Annotated in this window: 17 protein-coding genes and 1 pseudogene; 11 read left to right on the forward strand and 7 right to left on the reverse strand. The window is 72.7% G+C overall.

Features of this window, described 5'->3' with window-relative positions; translation table 11 throughout:
- Positions 1–54 precede the first annotated feature (54 nt).
- The gene (locus H283_RS24865) at positions 55–1656 is read left to right on the forward strand and encodes an alkaline phosphatase PhoX (RefSeq protein ID WP_020143689.1); all 1602 of its coding nucleotides are present in this window, start codon (positions 55–57) and stop codon (positions 1654–1656) included.
- 82 nt (positions 1657–1738) lie between these two features.
- Here H283_RS24865 and H283_RS0111590 read toward each other — a convergent pair whose 3' ends face one another.
- Positions 1739–2725 (reverse strand): sugar phosphate isomerase/epimerase, encoded by a 987-nt coding sequence (locus H283_RS0111590; RefSeq protein ID WP_020143690.1) that lies wholly within the window; start codon positions 2723–2725, stop codon positions 1739–1741.
- Positions 2726–2776: 51 nt separating this feature from the next.
- Entirely contained in the window at positions 2777–3955 is a 1179-nt protein-coding gene (locus tag H283_RS0111595; RefSeq protein ID WP_020143691.1) for a Gfo/Idh/MocA family protein, read from the reverse strand.
- A 164-nt stretch (positions 3956–4119) separates the two neighbouring features.
- On the opposite strand from H283_RS0111595, the gene H283_RS0111600 reads away from it, so the two are divergent.
- The gene (locus tag H283_RS0111600) at positions 4120–5187 is read left to right on the forward strand and encodes a LacI family DNA-binding transcriptional regulator (RefSeq protein ID WP_020143692.1); all 1068 of its coding nucleotides are present in this window, start codon (positions 4120–4122) and stop codon (positions 5185–5187) included.
- 37 nt (positions 5188–5224) lie between these two features.
- A complete protein-coding gene (locus tag H283_RS0111605; protein WP_028785532.1) occupies positions 5225–5884 on the forward strand; it encodes a VOC family protein in 660 nt (219 codons plus the stop codon).
- 9 nt (positions 5885–5893) lie between these two features.
- Here the strand turns inward: H283_RS0111605 and H283_RS26655 are convergent, their stop codons facing one another.
- Complete coding sequence (locus tag H283_RS26655; protein WP_020143694.1) at positions 5894–6682, reverse strand: alpha/beta hydrolase; 789 nt, start codon at positions 6680–6682, stop codon at positions 5894–5896.
- 11 nt (positions 6683–6693) lie between these two features.
- Complete coding sequence (locus H283_RS0111615) at positions 6694–7734, reverse strand: LacI family DNA-binding transcriptional regulator (protein WP_020143695.1); 1041 nt, start codon at positions 7732–7734, stop codon at positions 6694–6696.
- Between the two features lie 116 nt (positions 7735–7850).
- On the opposite strand from H283_RS0111615, the gene H283_RS0111620 reads away from it, so the two are divergent.
- Positions 7851–8891, forward strand: a complete 1041-nt coding sequence (locus H283_RS0111620; protein WP_020143696.1) for a Gfo/Idh/MocA family oxidoreductase — start codon at positions 7851–7853, stop codon at positions 8889–8891.
- On the forward strand, positions 8891–9682 hold the full coding sequence (locus H283_RS0111625) for a TIM barrel protein (protein ID WP_020143697.1): 792 nt from the start codon (positions 8891–8893) through the stop codon (positions 9680–9682). The genes H283_RS0111620 and H283_RS0111625 overlap by 1 nt, the downstream gene beginning before the upstream one ends.
- A gap of 1 nt (position 9683) precedes the next feature.
- On the opposite strand, the gene H283_RS0111630 is transcribed toward H283_RS0111625, so the two are convergent.
- From H283_RS0111630 to H283_RS0111640, 3 genes are all read right to left on the reverse strand, one after another.
- Positions 9684–10541 (reverse strand): hypothetical protein, encoded by an 858-nt coding sequence (locus H283_RS0111630; protein ID WP_196805972.1) that lies wholly within the window; start codon positions 10539–10541, stop codon positions 9684–9686.
- 33 nt (positions 10542–10574) lie between these two features.
- Positions 10575–11309, reverse strand: a complete 735-nt coding sequence (locus H283_RS0111635) for a sulfite exporter TauE/SafE family protein (protein ID WP_020143699.1) — start codon at positions 11307–11309, stop codon at positions 10575–10577.
- A gap of 109 nt (positions 11310–11418) precedes the next feature.
- Positions 11419–11916 (reverse strand): MarR family winged helix-turn-helix transcriptional regulator, encoded by a 498-nt coding sequence (locus H283_RS0111640; protein ID WP_020143700.1) that lies wholly within the window; start codon positions 11914–11916, stop codon positions 11419–11421.
- Between the two features lie 39 nt (positions 11917–11955).
- Here H283_RS0111640 and H283_RS24875 point away from each other — a divergent pair.
- From H283_RS24875 to H283_RS0111670, 6 genes and pseudogenes are all read left to right on the forward strand, one after another.
- Positions 11956–12783, forward strand: a pseudogene (locus H283_RS24875) (DMT family transporter); the annotation flags it as partial.
- A gap of 134 nt (positions 12784–12917) precedes the next feature.
- Positions 12918–14285, forward strand: a complete 1368-nt coding sequence (locus tag H283_RS0111650; protein ID WP_020143702.1) for an NAD(P)/FAD-dependent oxidoreductase — start codon at positions 12918–12920, stop codon at positions 14283–14285.
- 168 nt (positions 14286–14453) lie between these two features.
- On the forward strand, positions 14454–15311 hold the full coding sequence (locus H283_RS0111655; protein ID WP_020143703.1) for an HAD family hydrolase: 858 nt from the start codon (positions 14454–14456) through the stop codon (positions 15309–15311).
- Between the two features lie 21 nt (positions 15312–15332).
- Complete coding sequence (locus H283_RS28150) at positions 15333–16259, forward strand: hypothetical protein (RefSeq protein WP_020143704.1); 927 nt, start codon at positions 15333–15335, stop codon at positions 16257–16259.
- A 108-nt stretch (positions 16260–16367) separates the two neighbouring features.
- Positions 16368–16808 carry a YciI family protein gene (locus H283_RS0111665; RefSeq protein WP_043649315.1) on the forward strand — a complete coding sequence of 147 codons (441 nt, stop codon included), beginning with the start codon at positions 16368–16370 and terminating at the stop codon, positions 16806–16808.
- Between the two features lie 30 nt (positions 16809–16838).
- Positions 16839–18164 (forward strand): sigma-70 family RNA polymerase sigma factor, encoded by a 1326-nt coding sequence (locus tag H283_RS0111670; RefSeq protein WP_020143706.1) that lies wholly within the window; start codon positions 16839–16841, stop codon positions 18162–18164.
- Positions 18165–18250: the final 86 nt, after the last annotated feature.

Consider the following 18250-nt stretch of genomic DNA (forward strand, 5'->3'; position numbering starts at 1 on the left):
GTCTCAGCTCACCCACCCCGGGCACTCACACCGGGGCCCACGAGAGGCTTCTTCGTGCACACTCCCACCATCGTCAAGGCGGGGCTCGTCGGCACCCTCGTCGCAGCCGCCGCCTTCGCCCTCGGCAGCTCCTCCGCCGACGCCCACGGCGGGCTGCCCGTCGTCAACGTGCCGCACGCCAACCCGAAGTTCGGCGTGCAGAACAACGTCCTCACCCCGTCGGCCAGCCAGAGCTCCGTCGCCTGGGGCACCCTGCCGCTGACGAACCCGGACACCGCCAACGGTGTGACGCACTACGGCTACAACACGCTTGACGGCGCGCCCCTGACGCAGGCGAGGAACGAGGCCCACAAGACCGAGCCCGACAAGAACGTCTACCTCGTCCTCGGCGGCAGGCACTACCTCTACCAGGGCCACGAGACCGGCCCGCGCGGCTACGTCACGCGCATCGACCTCGACGAGACCGACCCCCTCAAGCGGGTCACGCTGATCTCCGACACCGACGTCGCGGGCAACGCCTACCCGACGATCGACGGCATCACGTGGGACCCCTTCACCAGGCAGCTCCTCCTCACGGCCGAGTCGAGCGCCCCCAAGGGCGGGGTCTTCGCCGTCGGCCTCGACGCGAAGGGCGACCCGGTCGACGGGGGCAGGGCGACGCGGCTCGCGGCGCTCGGTTCCGGTGGCTTCGAGGGCATCCAGAACGACGCCGCCGGCAACGTCTGGATGCTCGAGGACATCGGGGGTGCCGCGGCGAGCGGCGGCAAGGTGCCCAACAGCTTCGTCTACCGCTTCGTGCCGAACGACAAGGGCGACCTCACCCAGGGCGGCACGCTCCAGGCGCTGCAGATCAAGCGCGCCGACGGCACGCCGGCCACGACGTCGCAGCTCCAGTCCAACCCGTCGGACCCCTTCATCGGCGAGCTGCACACCTACGGCTTGTCCTTCGCGACGACGTGGGTGACGGTCCACACCGGCACGAGCGAGGCGTTCGACGCCACGGCCGCTGCCAAGGCCGCGAACGCGACGCCGCTCAAGCGCCCCGAGAACGGCGTCTTCCGGCCCGGCACGGGCTTCAAGGAGTTCTACTTCACCGAGACGGGTGACACGAGCACCTCGAGCACGCTCCCCGGGGCGTACGGCGGCGTCTTCCGCATCTCGCAGTCGAGCTCGACGTCAGACACCGGTCGCATCTCGATCGCCGCGGTCGGCGACGTCGAGCACACCGGTTTCGACAACATCACCTTCGCGACCAAGGACGACCTGCTCGTCGTCGAGGACGCCGGAGACGGCCTGCACACCCAGCGCAACGCGCTCGACTCCGGCTACGTCTTCAACCTCGCCGACGGTCGCGAGCGGGAGGGGTCGTATGCCGCTGGGCGCGGTCGCGCTCCGAAGCCCGTTCGCTTCCTCGCGGAAGGCCGCGATGCGTCCGCGACGTTCGACTCGATGAGCGGCCCGTCCTACAACGACGGCGACAACGAGATCACCGGCATCCACGTCTCCGACGGCGACCCGACGGTCGGCGGTCTCCTCGGTGCCAAGCTGCCCCAGCCCACGACGTCGAACTCCTGGCGGACGTTCTGGACCCAGCAGCACGGCGACAACACGACCTGGGAGATCAGCTGGAACGGCCGCTCGGCCGCCGGCGACTGACCCGACCGCCCGGTTGAGGTGTCCCCGCCACAAGAACTGCGGCCGGGACACCTCAACCGGGACATCCGGCCGGGTCCGGTGCTCAGATGCCCTTCGCGGCCTCGATGAGGGTGTTGGCGGCGAAGCGCAACCCCTCGAGCTGGTCGAGCTCCTGGTCCTCGTGCTCGATATTGACGGGCATGTCGGGGTCGACCTTGTGCAGGGCCCGGAGGAACTCGGTCCAGTAGGCGGTGTCGTGCCCGCGGCCGACGGCGACGAAGTCCCACGACGGGCTCTTGGGCCAGCCGCTGAGGGTCGTGCCTCCGCCGAGCGGCAGGTAGCCCGGCTCGCCCTCGGCGACGCGGTAGAAGCTGTCGTCGATGACGCCGTTCACCTTCGCAGCGTCGTTGATACGCGTGTCCTTGGCCGCGGCGACGAAGACGAGCTCGCCGAGGTCGGCCACGGCGAGGACGGGGTCGATGCCCTGCCAGAAGAGGTGGCTCGGGTCCATCTCGGCGCCGACGTGGGTCGCGCCGGTCTCCTCGACGAGGCGGTGCAGGGTGCGCGGGTTGAAGACGATGTTGCCCGGGTGCATCTCGATGGCGATGCGGACGTCCGCCGCAGCGGCCCGGGCCTGGACGTCCTTCCAGTAGGGCACAGCGACGGCCCACTGGTGGTCCTGCACGTCGAGGAAGGGACTCCACCACGGGAGCGGGTTCCACACGGGGACAGAGGTGCCCGGCTCGCCACCGGGGGCGCCGGACATGGTGATGACGCGCGGGACGCCGAGGAGTGCGGCGAGCTCGATCGAGTCGATGAGGTCCTGCGAGTGCGGGAAGCCGGCGGCAGGGTGCAGCGGGTTGCCGTTGCAGTTGAGGGCGGTCAGGGTCAGGCCGCGCGAGCTGAACTCACCGAGGTAGTCCTGCCGGGCCTGCTCGCTCGACCGGAGGTCGTCGACGGGCAGGTGGATGGGCGGCAGGAAGCCGCCGGAGTTGATCTCGACGCTCGTGAGCCCGAGGCTCGCGATCATGTCGAGGGCCTCGCCGAGGGGCTTGTCGCCGAGGCAGGCGTTGTAGGCGCCGAGCTGCATGGTCGTACCTTCCGAAAGTGTCTGGGGTGATGGGGGATTCGAGAACGCGTGTCAGCCGAGCGAGACGGACGCACCGTCGGCCGCCGCCGAGCGGGTGACCGCGTCGATGATGGCGAGGTCGCGCAGGCCGTCCGCGAAGGTCGCGACGGGCGGCAGGCCCTCGATGCCGGCGACCTGCTCGAGGAAGGCGCGGCACTGGTAGCCGAAGAGGTCGCCGACGCCGAAGGAGACGCCCGGGAAGTCCATCGGCAGGCCGCCCTTGACGTAGGGGTGGGCCGGGCCGGCGAGCACCTGGTTGTAGCCGTCGAGGCCGTCGTCGCGCAGCTTGCGGATGACGGAGAACTCGGCGGGACGGTCCATGTCCCACTTCGCGGCGCCGTGCTGGGCCATGAGGTCGAAGGCGAGCGAGTTGGCGTGCCCGGGGGCGATGCGCGAGATCGAGAACGTGCCGACGGCCCCGGACGCGAAGTGCGCGGTGAAGGTCGCGACATCGTCGTTCTCGACCGGCTCGCGCACGTCGGACAGCTCGGCCTTGGCGTGGCCGTACGTCGTGCCGAGTGGCACGGCACGCTCCTTCACCTTCGTCGTGAACGTCGCGCCACCCACGGAGACCATGGGGCCGCAGAGGAACTCGGCGAGGTCGATGAGGTGGCTGCCGATGTCGGCGAGGGCTCCGGTGCCGGGACCGCCCTTGTAGCGCCACGCCATCGGGGTCTCGGAGCTGCGGGCGTAGTCGCACCAGTAGCGGCCGTTGAAGTGGCTCACCTCGCCGAGCTCGTCGCGGAGCAGGTCGCGGATGGCGGCGACGGCGGGCTGGCGGCGGTAGACGAACGCCGTGCCCGTCGCGAGGTCCGGGCGCTTCTCGGCGGCGGCGATCATGGCCCGGGCATCGTCGATGCTCGCCGCGATCGGCTTCTCGCAGAGCACGTGCTTGCCGGCGTCGAGGAGGGCCTCGACGATCTCGCGGTGCAGGTGGTTGGCGACGACGACGCTGACGACGTGGACGTCGTCGGCCGAGAGCAGCTCGCGCCAGTCGGTGCCGTGGCGCTCGTAGCCGTAGCGGGCGGCGGCGTCCTTGGCGACGGCCTCGTTCGCGTCGACGACGGCGGCATACCGGATGGGTGGCAGCGGCGGGTCGAAGAGCGTGGGGGCGGTGCGGTAGCCGGCGCAGTGCGCCCGCCCCGCCATGCCGGCGCCGATGACGGCGACGCCGATGTGTGACTGCGTCATGGGATGTACCTCTCTGGACATCTCGATCGGGTTGGGCAACGAGCGGTTTAAAGCGCTTTAAGTTACGATGGCTCCAGTGTGCGGAGAGCCGCCCGCACCTGTCAACACTTTGTTCTGACAATCTGTCCTGAGTCCCTGCCGACCTCGCCACCCGAAGGAGCCGTATGCCGTCCCGCCCCGCGCGCCCCCGCCTCGAGGACGTCGCCTCCCGCGCCGGCGTCAGCACGGCCTCGGCGTCGCTCGTCCTGCGCGGACGGCCGGGACCCGGTGCCGCGACGCGCGAGGCGGTGCTCGATGCTGCCCGTGAGCTCGGCTATCGCGCCGACCGCACCGCGAGCCTCCTGGCTCGGCGGCGCACCCAGCTGCTCGGCGTGACGATGGACGTCAGCAGCACCTTCCACGGCGAGCTGCTCGAGGACCTCCAGGCCGCCGCCGACGACCGGGGATACGACATCGTCGTCAGCCCACTGACGCGCACCCGGGACGAGCGCCGTGCCGTCGAGTCCCTCCTCGACTTCCGCTGCGAGGCCCTGCTGCTGCTCGGTCCCCGGCTGCCCGACGCCGACCTCGCGGCCCTCGCCGAGGAGCACCACGTCGTGGCCATCGGCCGCCGGGCGCAGGCGGCCGGGGTCGACGTCGTGCGCGCGGCCGACGACGTCGGCGTCGGCCTTGCCGTCGAGCACCTCTTCGGGCTCGGCCACCGGCACATCGCCTTCGTCGACGGGCCGCGCGGGCCGATCGCCACGCTGCGCCGGCAGGGCTACCGCCGCGCCCTGAAACGCCTGGGTCTCGCGGACGGGACGGTCGTCGTCGACGGCGGGGGAGACGAGGAGTCCGGCGCCCGCGCCGCCGCTGCCCTCCACCTCCCTCAATTGTCGAAGGAGGCTCCCGGTCGCGTGCGTATGCCGTCCGCCGTCGTCGCCTTCAACGACCGGGCGGCGCTCGGCCTCCTCGACCGCCTGCGGCGCGACGGTGTCGACGTGCCGGGGGACGTCTCGGTCGTCGGCTACGACGACAGCCTCATCGCCCGCCTCGCGACCGTCGACCTCACGAGCGTCAGCCAGATCCCCCAGGCGATGGCGACGGCCGCGGTCGAGGCAGCGACGCAGCGACTCGACGCGGGGCGCACCGAGCCCGTCGAGCTCGTCCTCGAGCCGCAGCTCGTGGTCCGCGGCACGACGGCGCCGCGCGGTGACACGACGACCCGGCGCGGCGGCATACGCGAGCCGTGAGGGCCCGCACGTCGGTGCCGCGGGCTACGGTCGCTTCATGGCCGACAAGCTCACGCGTCAGGCGGCGTCCGACGCCCTCCCCACGTGGCGGTTCCTGCTCCAGCGGATGCACCTCACGGTGCGCGCGCCCGGCGTCGCGACGGCCTTCGACTTCGTCGCGCGGGTCGGCGCCGTGGCGGCGCCGCTGGGCCGGCAGCCCGACCTCGACGTGCGCGGCGCCGTCGTGCACCTCGCCGTGTCGACCGAGCCCGCCGGTGGTGTCAGCGACGCCGACATCGCGGTCGGTCGGGCCGTCGACGCAGTGGTCGCCGAGATGGGGCTGACGTCGCAACCAGGCACGCTCACGGTCGTCGAGATCGCCATCGACGCCATGGACATCGATGCCGTCCGTCCCTTCTGGGACGCCGTCCTCGGATGGGACGTCATCGCCCGCGACGACGTGCAGGATCCGCTCCGCCTGGGCCCGGCCGTGTGGTTCCAGCAGATGGACGAGCCTCGGCCGCAGCGCAACCGGATCCACCTCGACGTCACCGTGGCCCACGACGAGGCGCCCGGACGCATCGAGCGGGCTCTGGCCGCGGGAGGGCACCTCGTGTCCGACTCGAGAGCGCCGGCGTTCTGGATCCTCGCCGACCCCGAGGGCAACGAGGCGTGCGTCTGCACGTGGCAGGGCCGCGACCCGGTCAAGGCGGACTGACTCCCGCCGTCAGTGGGCCGTCGCGTCGGCGGCCGCGAGCGCGACGAGCTCGGCGATCTCCTCCGGGTGCGTGAAGAGGTTGTTGTGCGAGCCTCCGAGCAGTGACGTGCGCACGCTCGGTGCGCTCGCGGCGGACGAGGCGAGCCGGTCGAGCCACGTGACCGGCACGAAGGCGTCGCGCACCCCTGCCGTCACCGTCACGGGCACGGGCAGGTGTGCGATCCGCTCCTCGGGGGCGTCGTGCAGTCCCGACTGGAGCATCGCGATGATGCCGGTGCGACCCCGGTAGACCTCCATCGCGTCGATCTGGTCGAGGCGGTCGTCGCGGTAGGCGAGGAGGGTGGCCAGGGCCAGTCGGCGCAGGCGACGTTGCTCGGGGGCGAAGGTCGTCCCGGCGAGCACGAGCGAGAAGTCGCGACGCCGGGCGCTGAGGGCGAGGGCGGCGGTCAGCGCGGCCTGCCCGCCCGTCGAGTGGCCGAGCACGACGACGGGGTGCCCGGTGGCCTGGGCCTCGATCCAGCGCGCCGCGGTCAGGCCCGCGGCGTGGATCGACGGGCTCGTCGGCCGCGGCAGGTTGGAGCCGAAGCCGGGTAGGTCGAGCACGGTGCAGGCCAGGCCCCGGGCGACGATGGCCCGCGCGGTCGGCACCGTGTAGAACGGCAGCCCGAGGCCGGGGAGGACGACGACGAGCGGTGTCGTGCGCGGCGCTTCGCCCCCGAGAGCCAACGACCGCACGACGTGGCCACGGAGGCTCGTGAACTGCACGCGCACGTCCGGCCCGACGTCGCGACCGAGCACGTCACGCGGCCTCACGAGCGCGCGCCGTGGCGCGTGGCCGGAGCCGTGCTGGCACGCACGACCAGCTCGGGCTCGATGACCACCGGGGCGGGTGGCGTCGTGCCGGAACCCCGGTCCGAGGACCCGCCGTCGAGCCGGTCGGCCAAGGTGCGCACGGTCTCGGCGCCGAGCCGCTCGGCGTCCTGGCGCACCGTCGTCAGGGCCACGTGCGGGTAGCCGGCCTCGGTGATGTCGTCGAAGCCGACGACGGACACGTCGCCGGGCACGTGGAGCCCGGCCTGCCGCACCACGTCGACGAAGCCGATCGCGCAGCGGTCGTTGAAGGCCGCGACGGCCGTGGGACGTTCGCGCGGGCCGAGCCCGAGGAAGGTGCGGGCTGCTTCGGCGCCCTCGAGCTCGGTGACGCCGCCGGTCAGGACGACCTCGGTGAGGGTCGGTGAGCGGCGCATCGCCGTGCGGTAGCCGCGTCGCCGCTCGGCCGCGCCCGCGGTTCGACCGCCGTCGAGGAGGGCGATCCGCCGGTGGCCGAGGCCATGGAGGTGCTCGACCGACAGGCGCAGCCCGGCGGCGTCGTCGGTGCGCACGACGCCGACCTCGCCGCGGGCGACGGGTCTCAGGACGCTGACGACCGGAAGGCGGGCGGCAAGTCGCTCGAGCCGGGCCGTGTCCTGGCTGCTGCCGAGCAGGATAATGCCCTCGCACCGCTCGGCGAGCAGGGTCTCCACCGCGGCCGCCTCCGAGCGCGACGGCGTGACGCCGCTGAGCACGAGCTCGTAGCCCGCCGCGTCGGCGTGCGTGTAGAGGCTCTCGAGGAGATCGCCGTGGAAGGCGTGGCCCACGCTGAACGTCACACCGAGCGTGCGGGTGCGGCTGCTGCCGAGACGGCTGGCGCGCGTGTCCGGGCGGTAGTCGAGCTCGCGCGCAGCGGCGAGGACCCGCTCGCGGGTCGCCTCCGACGCGCCGGCGACACCGCGGAAGACGATCGACACGAGGGCGCGCGAGACCCCGGCACGTGCGGCGACGTGCTCCATCGTGACCCTCTCGCTGCCCACGTCGCGACTCTAGAGCGCTCCATGAGGGTCGGCCAGCCCTTGACCGGCGTGGCGGTGGACCGGTTCAATAAGTCCCAAACTAGAGCGCTCTAGTACCGATCTGCGAAGGAGCAGCCATGACGCGCATCGAACCGGTCCGAATCGGTCTCATCGGGGCCGGCCGCATCGGCACCCACCACGCCACGACGCTGGCTCGGAGGCTCGGCGAGGCCGAGCTCGTCGCCGTCGCCGACCCCCGCGCCGCGGCGGCCGAACGTCTGGGTGAGGAGCTCGGCGTCGACTGGCTCACCGACCCGCAGGCCCTCATCGACGACCCACGGGTCGAGGCGGTCGCCATCACGTGCGCCAGCACGGCGCACGCCGCGCTCGTCGTCGCTGCCGCGGAGGCCGGCAAGGCCGTCTTCGTCGAGAAGCCGATGGCGATGACCCTGGCCGACGCCGACCGCGCCGTCTCCGCGGCCGAAGCTGCCGGCATACCTCTGCAGGTGGGGTTCAACCGGCGCTTCGCCCGCGACTTCGCTGCCGCCCACGAGACCGTCGCCGCCGGCGGCATCGGGACACCGCAGCTGATCCGCTCGCTCACCCGCGACCCGGGTCTCGCCGACCCGGCCGGAGTGCCGCCGTGGACGATCTTCACCCAGACGCTCATCCACGACTTCGACGCGCTCAGCTGGTTCAACCCCGGCGCGACGGCCGTCGAGGTCTCCGTCATGGCGGACGCGCTCGTCGAACCCGACTTCAAGGACGCCGGCCTGCTCGACACCGCCGTCGTGACCATCCGCTACGACAACGGCGCGATCGCCGTCGCAGAGGCGAGCTTCTCGGCCGCCTACGGCTACGACGTGCGCGCCGAGGTCTTCGGCTCGGCCGGCATGGTCACCGCCGGCAGCCCAGCCCACCTCAGCACGGCGCACTGGGGTGCGGCGGGGATGGCGAGCCCGACGGCCCGCGCCGACACCGACCTCTTCACCGACGCGTATGCCGCCGAGCTCGCGGCCTTCTGCGCCGCGGTCCGCGCCGGCGGCCCCACGCATGTCGGTGGCGAGGACGCCCGCGCCGCGCTGCGGATCGCGCTCGCCTGCATCGAGGCCGTCGAGACCGGCGGCACGGTGACGATCCGCGACACTGACCGCGTGGCGACCGGGGCGGGTGCCTGATGGCGACCCCGTTCACGCTCGCCGTGAGCGCCGAGATGGTCTACCTCGACCTGCCCTTCGCCGAGCGGGTGCGCCGCATCCACGGGCTCGGCTTCCAGGTCGAGATCTGGGACTGGACGCGCCACGACGTCGACGAGCTCGTCGCCCTGCGTGACGAGGGCGTCGTCTACTCGTCGATGACGGGCTACGTCCGCGGCCGGCTCGGCGACGCGGAGGGGGCCGACGAGCTGCTCGCGACCGCCGCCGAGTCGGTCCCGGTGGCGCGGCGGCTCGGCATCCCGCGGCTCAACCTCCACGGCACGGGCCTCGACGACCGGGGCCTGCCGGTGCGGCCCGAGCCCGTCGCGACCGGGCCGATGTGGCTGACCGCCGAGCGCACCCTGGGGCGGATCGCCGAGCTGGGGGAGCGCGAGGACGTGACGTTCGTGCTCGAGAACCTCAACACCGCCGTCGACCACCCCGGCGTGCCCTTCGCGACCGCCGCCGACTGCCTGGCGCTCGTCGCGGCCGTCGACAGTCCGCACCTCAAGCTGATGCTCGACCTCTACCACGCCCAGATCGGCGAGGGGAACCTCATCGAGCTCTGCCGCCGGGCGTTGCCGCACATCGGCGAGATCCAGGTGGCGGACGTGCCCGGCCGGTGCGAGCCCGGCACCGGCGAGATCGCCTACCCGGCCGTCGCGAGGGCCCTCGCCGAGATGGGCTACACCGGTCCGGTGGGTCTCGAGGGCTTCGCCTCCGGCGACGACGAGCTCGCACTGCAACGCTTCCGCGACGCCTTCACCCCCTGAGTCAGCCGCGCCCGCCCGCGCCGATCCCGTCGGGGAGGATGCCGCTGCCGAGCGCGGCCGCCCGGAGCGGCGCGGCCAGCTCGGCGACCCGGCGCGTGCCCTCGAGCCCCAGGTGAACCCAGCCCTCCAGCGACATCCGGTCCGTCTCGTGCTCGAGGTCCTGGCGGAAGGCGAGCCCCTCCTCGGTGAGCGCGTCCCCGTCGACGAGCCCCCGCTCGGTGAGCCGCTCGACGCCGGCGGCCCACTCGTCGTCCGACCAGCCGCGGCTCGACCGCATGAAGCCGGTGGTGCCGGAGAAGAGCCCGCCGACGACGACCGACTCGACGGGGTCGAGCCCGGCGCGGAGCAGCGCTGCCACGTGACCGTCCCCGCGGTGCTCGCGGATGAGGGTCGAGGCGTGCCAGAGCGCGAGCCGCGGCTCGTCGGGCCACGCGAGCCCGGCGTGGGCGGCGTACAGCGGGCGTCCGGGGGCCGTGAGGCCCGCGCAGACGGTGCGGGCGAGGTCGAGCAGCTCGGTGACGTCGGTGTCGCCGACGACGCGATCGAGCACGGCGGTCATGCCGGCGCGACGGGCCCGCTGCACCTGCTCGGGGCTCGCCACCGCCCACGACGAGGGCAGGGCCTTGGCGTGCAGCCACGGTGCGAAGACGTAGAACGTCGCGGTCGGGACCTCGGGCCCGACCGCCCCGAAGGCGGCCGACCGCGCGGCGAAGTAGCTGAGGCGCGGGTGCAGGCCGAGGGCGACATAGGCGTCGCGCACCTCGTCGGCGAAGTAGCCGAGCACGTGGAGCGTCTCGAGACCTCCCCAGGCCCGCCGGGAGGCACGGATGAGATCGAGGTCGTCGGCGTCGTGGCTCATGACGAGCACCCTAGGACGCGCGCCGGGGGAGCCTCAGCGGACGACGAGGGCGAGCGCCGACACGATGGTCGCGGCGAGCACGAGCTGGTCGAAGCGGGTCTGGCTGAGGCGCCGTGCCGTGTGCAGCCCCACCCACGTGCCGACGAGGACGAGCGGAGCGAGCAGGGCTGTGCGCCAGAGGGTCTCGACGCTGAAGAGACCGAGTCCGATGCTGAAGGGCAGCTTGCAGAGGTTGACGCCGAAGAAGAAGAGCGCGCCCGTGCCGAGGAAGCGGCGCTTCTCGACCCCCTGCGCGACGAGGTAGAGCGTCATGACCGGGCCGGCAGCGTTCGCCGTCATCGTCGCGAAGCCCGCGGCCGCTCCCGTGCCGAGCGCGGCGGCGCGTGAGGAGCCGACCCGGGCCGTGTCGGGGGAGCGCCACGTGAGGACGAGCTGGAGCGCCGCGAGGACGAGGAGGAGGCCGCCGATGGCGCGACGCAGCGTCGCGTCGTCGACCCAGGAGAGGAAGAGGGCGCCGAGGGCGAGTCCGGGCAGCACGGCCGGGATGAGCCGCTTCAGCAGTCCGAGGTCGGCGTCGCGGCGGTAGTGCCACACGGCGACGACGTCACCGATGAGGAGCAGCAGCAGGATCGCCGCCGTCGACTCCTTCGTCGGGAGCACGAAGGCGAAGATCGCGATGGAGATGCTCGCGACGCCGCCGATGGCCGTCTTGGCGAAGCCGATGAGCAGCGCGGCGACCCCGAGCAGTGCCAGCGACGTCACGGTCATGGCATCGGAGCGTAGGCCGCCGCGGCCGGGCGCGTCCGTCCGTCCACGGCATACGGCTTCGGTCAGACACCGGTCAGACGTCGGGTCAGGCGCCGGGTCAGACGGCGGGTCAGACCCCGAGCGAGGCGCCGAGCTTGCCGAGCAGGCGCGCGAGGGTGGCGCGCTCCGACGCGGTGAGTGGCTCGAGCAGGCGCGCCTCGTTGGCGAAGTGCTCGGGCGCCGCGCGGTCGATGAGCTCGCGACCCTTGTCGGTGAGCACGACGATGCGGCTGCGGCGGTCGCCGCCTGCGACCCGGCGCTCGACGAGGCCGGCGCCCTCGAGCCGGTCGAGACGCTTGGTCACGGCGCCCGACGTCACCATGGTCTGGTCCATGAGCTCGGTCGGGGTCAGCTCGTGCGGCTCCCCGGTGCGGCGCAGGGTCGCGAGCACGTCGAAGTCGCCCTCGCCGAGTCCGTACGCGTTGTAGACCTTGACGAGCTCGGTCGTCAGGGCCAGGGCGACGCGGTGCAGCCGGCCGATGACGAGCACCGGGGTGACGTCGAGCTCGGGGCGGACGACGGCCCACTGGTCGACGACGTGCTGTGCGTGGTCCTCGCGGCGCTCCATGGATGGAATATATCTTCTCCGGAAGGTATATTACCTTCCATGGAAGGTAATCGAGCGAGCTGGACGAACGTCGCGCTGACGGCGCTCCCCGCCGCCATCTGGGGATCCACGTATGCCGTCACGCAGCAGTGGCTCCCACCCGGCCGTCCGCTCTTCGCCGCCACCGTCCGGGCGCTGCCCGTCGGCCTGCTCATGCTCCTCTGGCTCCGGCGCCTGCCTCGGGGCGACTGGTGGTGGCGCTCGCTCGTCCTCGGCTCGCTCAACATCGGCCTCTTCTACGCGCTCCTCTTCTTCGCGGCCTATCGCCTGCCGAGCGGCCTCGGTGCCACGCTCGTCGCCACCGCCCCCATGGTGACGATGGCGGTCTCGTGGATGCTCCTGGGCCAGCGGCCCGCCCGGGTCTCGGGGGCCGCCGGTCTGGTCGGCCTCGTCGGGGTCGCGCTGCTCGTGCTGCAGAACGGGCTCGACAAGCCGCTCGACCCGGTCGGTCTCGGGGCCGGGCTCCTCGCCGTCGTGCTGTCGTCGTGCGGCTTCGTCCTGACGAGGAAGTGGGCGCCCACCGACGACGTCGTCACCATGACGTCGTGGCAGCTGGTCGCCGGTGGCCTCGTGCTGCTGCCGATCGGGCTCGTCGTCGAGGGCGCGCCGCCGGCCCTCGACCTGCCGGCCGTGGGGGCGCTCGTCTACCTCGGTCTTCTCGGCAGCGGCGTCGCCTACGTCCTGTGGTTCCGGGGGTTGGCGATCCTCGGCCCGACCTCCGCCTCGATCATCGGCCTCGTCAACCCGGTGATCGGCGTCCTGCTCGGCGTCGCGCTCCTCGGCGAGCGCTTCGGTCCCGTGCACCTCGTCGCCATGGTCCTCGTCATCGGCAGCGTCCTCGCTGCACAGGAGCCGGTCCGGGCCCGTTTCTCCCGGCGCGCCCCGTCGACCGGCGAGCGCACGTCGACCCGGCGGCATACGCCCGCTCTTCCCAGCGGGGCTCCGGCGGGTAAGGCTGTGGCATGGCCACCGACACCGACCACACTTTCGACGTCATCGTCATCGGGCTCGGACCGGGCGGTGAGCACGTCGCCGGGAGCCTCGCCGAGCGCGGCCTGCGCGTGCTCGGCGTCGACCGCCGACTCGTGGGCGGTGAGTGCCCCTACTGGGGCTGCATCCCGTCGAAGATGATGATCCGCGCCGCCGATGCGCTCGCCGAGGCACGTCGTGTCGACGGGCTGGCGGGGTCGGTCGGCGACGTCACGCCCGACTGGTCGGTCGTCGCCACGCGCATCCGCGAGGAGGCGACCGACGGCTGGGACGACAAGGTCGCCGTCGAGCGACTGACCGGCAAGGGCGCGACCTTCGTCCGCGGCACGGCCCGGATCGCGGGACCGGGCCGCGTCGACGTCGACGGCACCGCCTACACGGCGACGACGGGCATCGTCGTCAACACCGGCACCACGGCAGCGATCCCACCGGTCGACGGTCTCGCGGACACGCCCTACTGGACCAACCACGACATCGTCGAGGCGACCGAGCTGCCTGCGTCGGTCGTCGTGCTCGGCGGTGGTGCCATCGGCTGCGAGCTGAGCCAGGTCATGGCCCGGTTCGGCGTCGACGTGACGGTCGTCGAGGCCGCCGACCGCATCCTCGCGCTCGAGGAGCCCGAGGCATCCGAGCACCTCAAGCGTGCTCTCGAGGCCGACGGCATCACCGTGCGAGACGGTGTCGGCGCCGAGAAGGTCACCCACGACGGCTCGACGTTCACGGTCACGCTGGCCGACGGCTCGACGCTGGCCGCCGAGAAGCTCCTCGTCGCCACCGGCCGCCGGGCCGACCCCGCCGCCGTCGGGCTCGACACGGTCGGCGTCGCCCGGGACTCGCGCACGGCGCCCGTCGACGACCGCTGCCGCGTCGCCGACGGCGTCTGGGCCATCGGCGACATCACCGGGAAGGGCGCCTTCACGCACGTCTCGATGTACCAGGCGGGGGTCGTCATCCGTGACGTCCTCGGCGACGACGGCCCACCGGCGGAGTATGCCGCCCTCCCGCGCGTCACGTTCACCGATCCCGAGGTGGGTGCCGTCGGGATGACGGAGGCGCAGGCTCGCGAGAAGCTCGCGAACGTCCACGTCGGCGTCACCCCGCTCGGCGAGACGACCCGCGGCTGGATCGCCAAGGCGGACGGTCTCATCAAGGTCGTCGCCGATGCCGACCGAGGCGTCCTCGTCGGCGCCACGACGATGGGTCCGGCCGGGGGAGAGGTGCTCGGGGCGCTCGCCGTCGCCGTGCACGGCGAGGTCCCCATCGAGCGGCTCCGCTCGATGATCTACGCCTACCCGACGCTCCACCGCGGCATCGAGGACGCGCTCGGCCGCCTTGCCTGAGCGGCGCGTTGCGCCGACGGCAGCGGGCGCTGCCTGCGTCAGTGCTCCGTGTGGCGGGGCACTGACCGGGCGACCTTCGGGTGACGGGTCGGTGACGGCCGCGCGGCGCGCGGGCGACGAGCATCCGGGCCTGCACGGGCGGCTCGAGGCGGGCGATACGGTGAGCGCATGGCACAGCGACTGCTCGCCCTCGACCTCGACGGCACGACCCTCAACCACATGGGCGAGCTCTCCGACCGCGTCCGTGACGCCGTCCAGGCGCTGCCCGACGACGTCGCCGTCGTCATCGCGACGGGCCGCTCGATCATCGCGACGACGCCCATCCTCCAGGCGCTCGGCCTGCGCCAGGGTTACGCCATCTGCTCCAACGGTGCGCTGACGCTCCGGCTCGACCCGGCTGCGGCAGAGGGCTACTCGATCATCGACATGGTGACCTTCGACCCGCGGGCGGTGCTCGAGAAGATGCGCGTCGCCCTGCCCGACGCGCTCATCGCCGTCGAGGAGCCCGGCGTCGGCTTCAAGGTGAGCAAGCACTTCCCCGACGGTGAGCTCATGGGCGAGTCCCGCGAGGTCGACTGGGACGAGCTCATCGCGCACCCCGTCACCCGCGTCACCCTCCGCCAGCCCGAGGCCACGGCCGAGGAGTTCATGGAGATGGTCGAGCGCGCCGGCCTGCACGGGGTGTCGTATGCCGTCGGCTGGTCCGCGTGGCTCGACATCAACCCCGAGGGTGTGTCCAAGGCGAGTGCGCTCGAGCTCGTCCGTCGCCAGCTGCGCGTCGAGCCGATCCACACCGTCGCGTGCGGCGACCAGCGCAACGACCTCGAGATGCTGCACTGGGCCGCGTGGGGCGTCGCCATGGGCAACGCCCCCGACCAGGTCAAGGCCGTTGCCGATGAGGTCACTGGCCATGTCGACGACGACGGACTCGTGCCCGTGCTCGAGGCCGTCGCGCAGGCCGCGCGGGCAGGTGTCGCCTTCCGCGACGGTGTCGAGTCGGCCGCGACCGCGCGGCTCGAGCTCTAGACCCGGACGACGGGGTCCCGCGTGCCGATCGTCTTCGTCCACGGCGTCGCGGTCCGCGACGAGGACCCCACCCTCGCCCGGGCGACGCGGGCCTTCGGGGAGGTCCCCTGGACCACCATCGAGGCGCAGCTGCGTGAGCACGTCGCGCCCGCCGTCTCGGACGACCCCACCGGGGTGCCGATCATGCGGATCTACTGGGGTGACCTCGGCGCCCACTTCGCCTTCGGCGGCCGATCCCTCGTCTCGCGACCGCTCGACCTGCCGGAGGCGGCCCAGGACGCTGCAGGCGCCGTGGCGGAGGCCGCCGCCGAGGTCGTCGACGACGTCGCTCCCGCGCCGCGGCACATCCGACGGCTGCGCGGGGCGGCCACGTCGCTGCGGCGGCCGCTCGAGGACTTCGTGCCGGTCTTCCTCGGCGACGTCCTGACCTACGTGTCGACGCGAGGCAGTGCCGAGGCGCCGGGGCCGATCGTCGAACGCGTCCTGGCCGGCCTCGACGCCGCGGCCTTCGCCGCCGAGAGCCGGGACGAGCCGCTCGTCGTGCTCACCCACAGCATGGGCGGACAGATCGTCTACGACCTCGTCACCCATTTCCTGCCCCGGATGCCGGAGCACCGGGGCATCCGCATCGACTACTGGTGCGCGGCCGCCTCGCAGGTCGGCCTCTTCGAGGAGCTCGGGCTCTTCCTCGAGAGCGCGCCCGACCGCGGGCCCGGCCCGGCGGCATACCCCCCTCCCGAGCACCTCGGTGGCTGGTGGAACGTGTGGGACCACGCCGACCTGCTGAGCTTCCGTGCGGAGGGCATCGTCGAGGGCGTCGACGACTCGGCGTTCTTCGCGGCGGGCAGTCTCGCGACCGACCACTACCGCTATCTCGCGAACGCCGACTTCTACCGCGCCCTCGCCGGCCGCGTCCGTGCCAGCATCGGACGACCGGACCGTCGCTGAGCCGTCGCCGGAGGATTCCCGGGTGTCGTGTCGAGAACCGTCCGACCCGTTCGACGTAGAGGTGAGCACGGTCCGACGACCGTGCACCGACCGCAGGAGGAGACCGCCATGCGTTTCATGATCATCGTCCACAGCACCCCCGAGACCGAGCAGGGCACGACCGGCACCGAGCAGCAGTTCGCCGACATGCAGGCCTACAACGAGGAGATGCTCAAGGCGGGCGTCTTCGTCGACGGGCAGGGGCTGCACCCGAGTGCCAAGGGCGCACGCGTCACCTACGAGGACGGTGACTGGGTCGTCACCGACGGACCCTTCGCCGAGGCCAAGGAGCTCGTCGCCGGCTTCAGCATCATCGACGTCAGCTCCCGCGAGGAGGCGCTCGAGTGGCTCCGGAAGTGGCCGGTCTCGTGCGCGCCCGACCCGGGCCAGGCGCTCGAGCTGCGCCAGGTCTTCTCGCCCGAGGACTTCGGCGACGCCTTCACCCCCGAGCTGCGCGAGCGCGAGGAGCAGATGCGCGCCGAGGCCGCCCGCAACGCCGCCCAGGGCTGAACCGACACCGGTCCGTGCCAGAGTGTCGGGGTGTCATCCACCGCCGACCAGACCCACGAGACCACCGCGTCACAGGCCACTCGGGCATCCCACGACGACGTCCAGCGCACGCTCGAGGCCGTGTGGCGCATGGAGGCCGCCAAGGTGACGGCCGTCGTCGCCCGCGTCGTGGGCGACGTCGGTCTCGCCGAGGACCTCGCGCAGGACGCGTTCGTGCAGGCGCTCGAGCAGTGGCCGCGCGACGGGATCCCGACGAAGCCAGGTGCCTGGCTGACGGCGACCGCGAGGCGGCGGGCCATCGACCGCATCCGGCGCGACGTCAACCTCGCGAGCAAGCTGCAGCAGGTGGGACACATGGAGGAGCTGCGCGTGGCCGAGCTGGCCGAGGGCGACTTCGACGCCGCGCTCGAGGACATCGACGACGACGTGCTCGGCCTCGTCTTCGCAGCGTGCCATCCCGCGCTGACGGCCCAGGCGCGAATCTCCTTGACGCTGAGGATGATCGGTGGCCTGACGACGCGCGAGATCGCCCGCGCCTTCCTCACCACCGAGCCGACCATCGCCCAGCGGATCTCGCGGGCGAAGAAGACCCTGAGCCAGGACGGCGTCACCATCGAGGTGCCGTCGGGCGCCGAGCTGGCCCCACGCCTCGCGTCGGTCCTCGAGGTCGTCTACCTCATCTTCAACGAGGGGTATGCCGCCACGTCGGGTCGCGACTGGGTGCGCGGCGACCTCATGGAGGAGGCCATCCGGCTCGGACGCGTGCTCGCGGCCCTGGCGCCCGGGGAGCCCGAGGTGCACGGCCTGCTCGCCCTCATGGAGATCCAGGCCTCGCGCACCCGGGCCCGCATCGGTCCCGACGGCGAGCCCGTTCTGCTCCTCGACCAGGACCGCACGAAGTGGGACTGGGCCCTCATCCGTCACGCGCTCGCAGCGCTCGAGCGTGCCGTGTCGCTCGTGGACCCCGCGCGTGGTGCCGCCGGCCCCTACGTGCTCCAGGCCGCCATCGCCGCGTGTCACGCCCGCGCCCGCACGGCCGACGCCACCGACTGGGCGCGCATCGTCGCGCTCTACGCCCAGCTCGGAGCGAGTCGCCCGTCGCCCGTCATCGACCTCAACCGTGCGGTGGCCCTGTCCTACGCCGAGGGGCCGGCCGCCGCGCTCGAGGTCGTCGACGGACTCGTGGCCTCAGGATCGCTCGCCGACTACCACCTGCTGCCGAGCGTCCGTGGCGACCTGCTCGCCCGCCTCGGCCGCGACGAGGAGGCCCGCGCCGAGTTCGCCCGCGCGGCAGGGATGACGCAGAACGACGCCGAGAAGGCGCTGCTGCTGCGCCGCGCCGCCGGCGACGGCTGAGCGGCCGCCGACCTGCGCGGTCGCCCAAACCGCCGATCCACCGGACGGGTCTGATGTATCAGGACTACCGTCGAGACACCCTGCAC

Origin of the sequence: Terracoccus sp. 273MFTsu3.1, assembly GCF_000383675.1 — a bacterium.
Classification (GTDB): domain Bacteria; phylum Actinomycetota; class Actinomycetes; order Actinomycetales; family Dermatophilaceae; genus Terrabacter.

What these genes read in the sequence shown, in the direction of transcription:
- H283_RS0111590 (WP_020143690.1), bottom strand. Translation starts at nt 2,725, where the DNA reads ATGCAGCTCGGCGCCTACAACGCCTGCCTCGGCGACAAGCCCCTCGGC.
- H283_RS0111595 (WP_020143691.1), bottom strand. Translation starts at nt 3,955, where the DNA reads ATGACGCAGTCACACATCGGCGTCGCCGTCATCGGCGCCGGCATGGCG.
- H283_RS0111600 (WP_020143692.1), top strand. Translation starts at nt 4,120, where the DNA reads ATGCCGTCCCGCCCCGCGCGCCCCCGCCTCGAGGACGTCGCCTCCCGC.
- H283_RS0111605 (WP_028785532.1), top strand. Translation starts at nt 5,225, where the DNA reads ATGGCCGACAAGCTCACGCGTCAGGCGGCGTCCGACGCCCTCCCCACG.
- H283_RS0111620 (WP_020143696.1), top strand. Translation starts at nt 7,851, where the DNA reads ATGACGCGCATCGAACCGGTCCGAATCGGTCTCATCGGGGCCGGCCGC.
- H283_RS0111625 (WP_020143697.1), top strand. Translation starts at nt 8,891, where the DNA reads ATGGCGACCCCGTTCACGCTCGCCGTGAGCGCCGAGATGGTCTACCTC.
- H283_RS0111630 (WP_196805972.1), bottom strand. Translation starts at nt 10,541, where the DNA reads ATGAGCCACGACGCCGACGACCTCGATCTCATCCGTGCCTCCCGGCGG.
- H283_RS0111635 (WP_020143699.1), bottom strand. Translation starts at nt 11,309, where the DNA reads ATGACCGTGACGTCGCTGGCACTGCTCGGGGTCGCCGCGCTGCTCATC.
- H283_RS0111640 (WP_020143700.1), bottom strand. Translation starts at nt 11,916, where the DNA reads ATGGAGCGCCGCGAGGACCACGCACAGCACGTCGTCGACCAGTGGGCC.
- H283_RS0111650 (WP_020143702.1), top strand. Translation starts at nt 12,918, where the DNA reads ATGGCCACCGACACCGACCACACTTTCGACGTCATCGTCATCGGGCTC.
- H283_RS0111655 (WP_020143703.1), top strand. Translation starts at nt 14,454, where the DNA reads ATGGCACAGCGACTGCTCGCCCTCGACCTCGACGGCACGACCCTCAAC.
- H283_RS0111665 (WP_043649315.1), top strand. Translation starts at nt 16,368, where the DNA reads ATGCGTTTCATGATCATCGTCCACAGCACCCCCGAGACCGAGCAGGGC.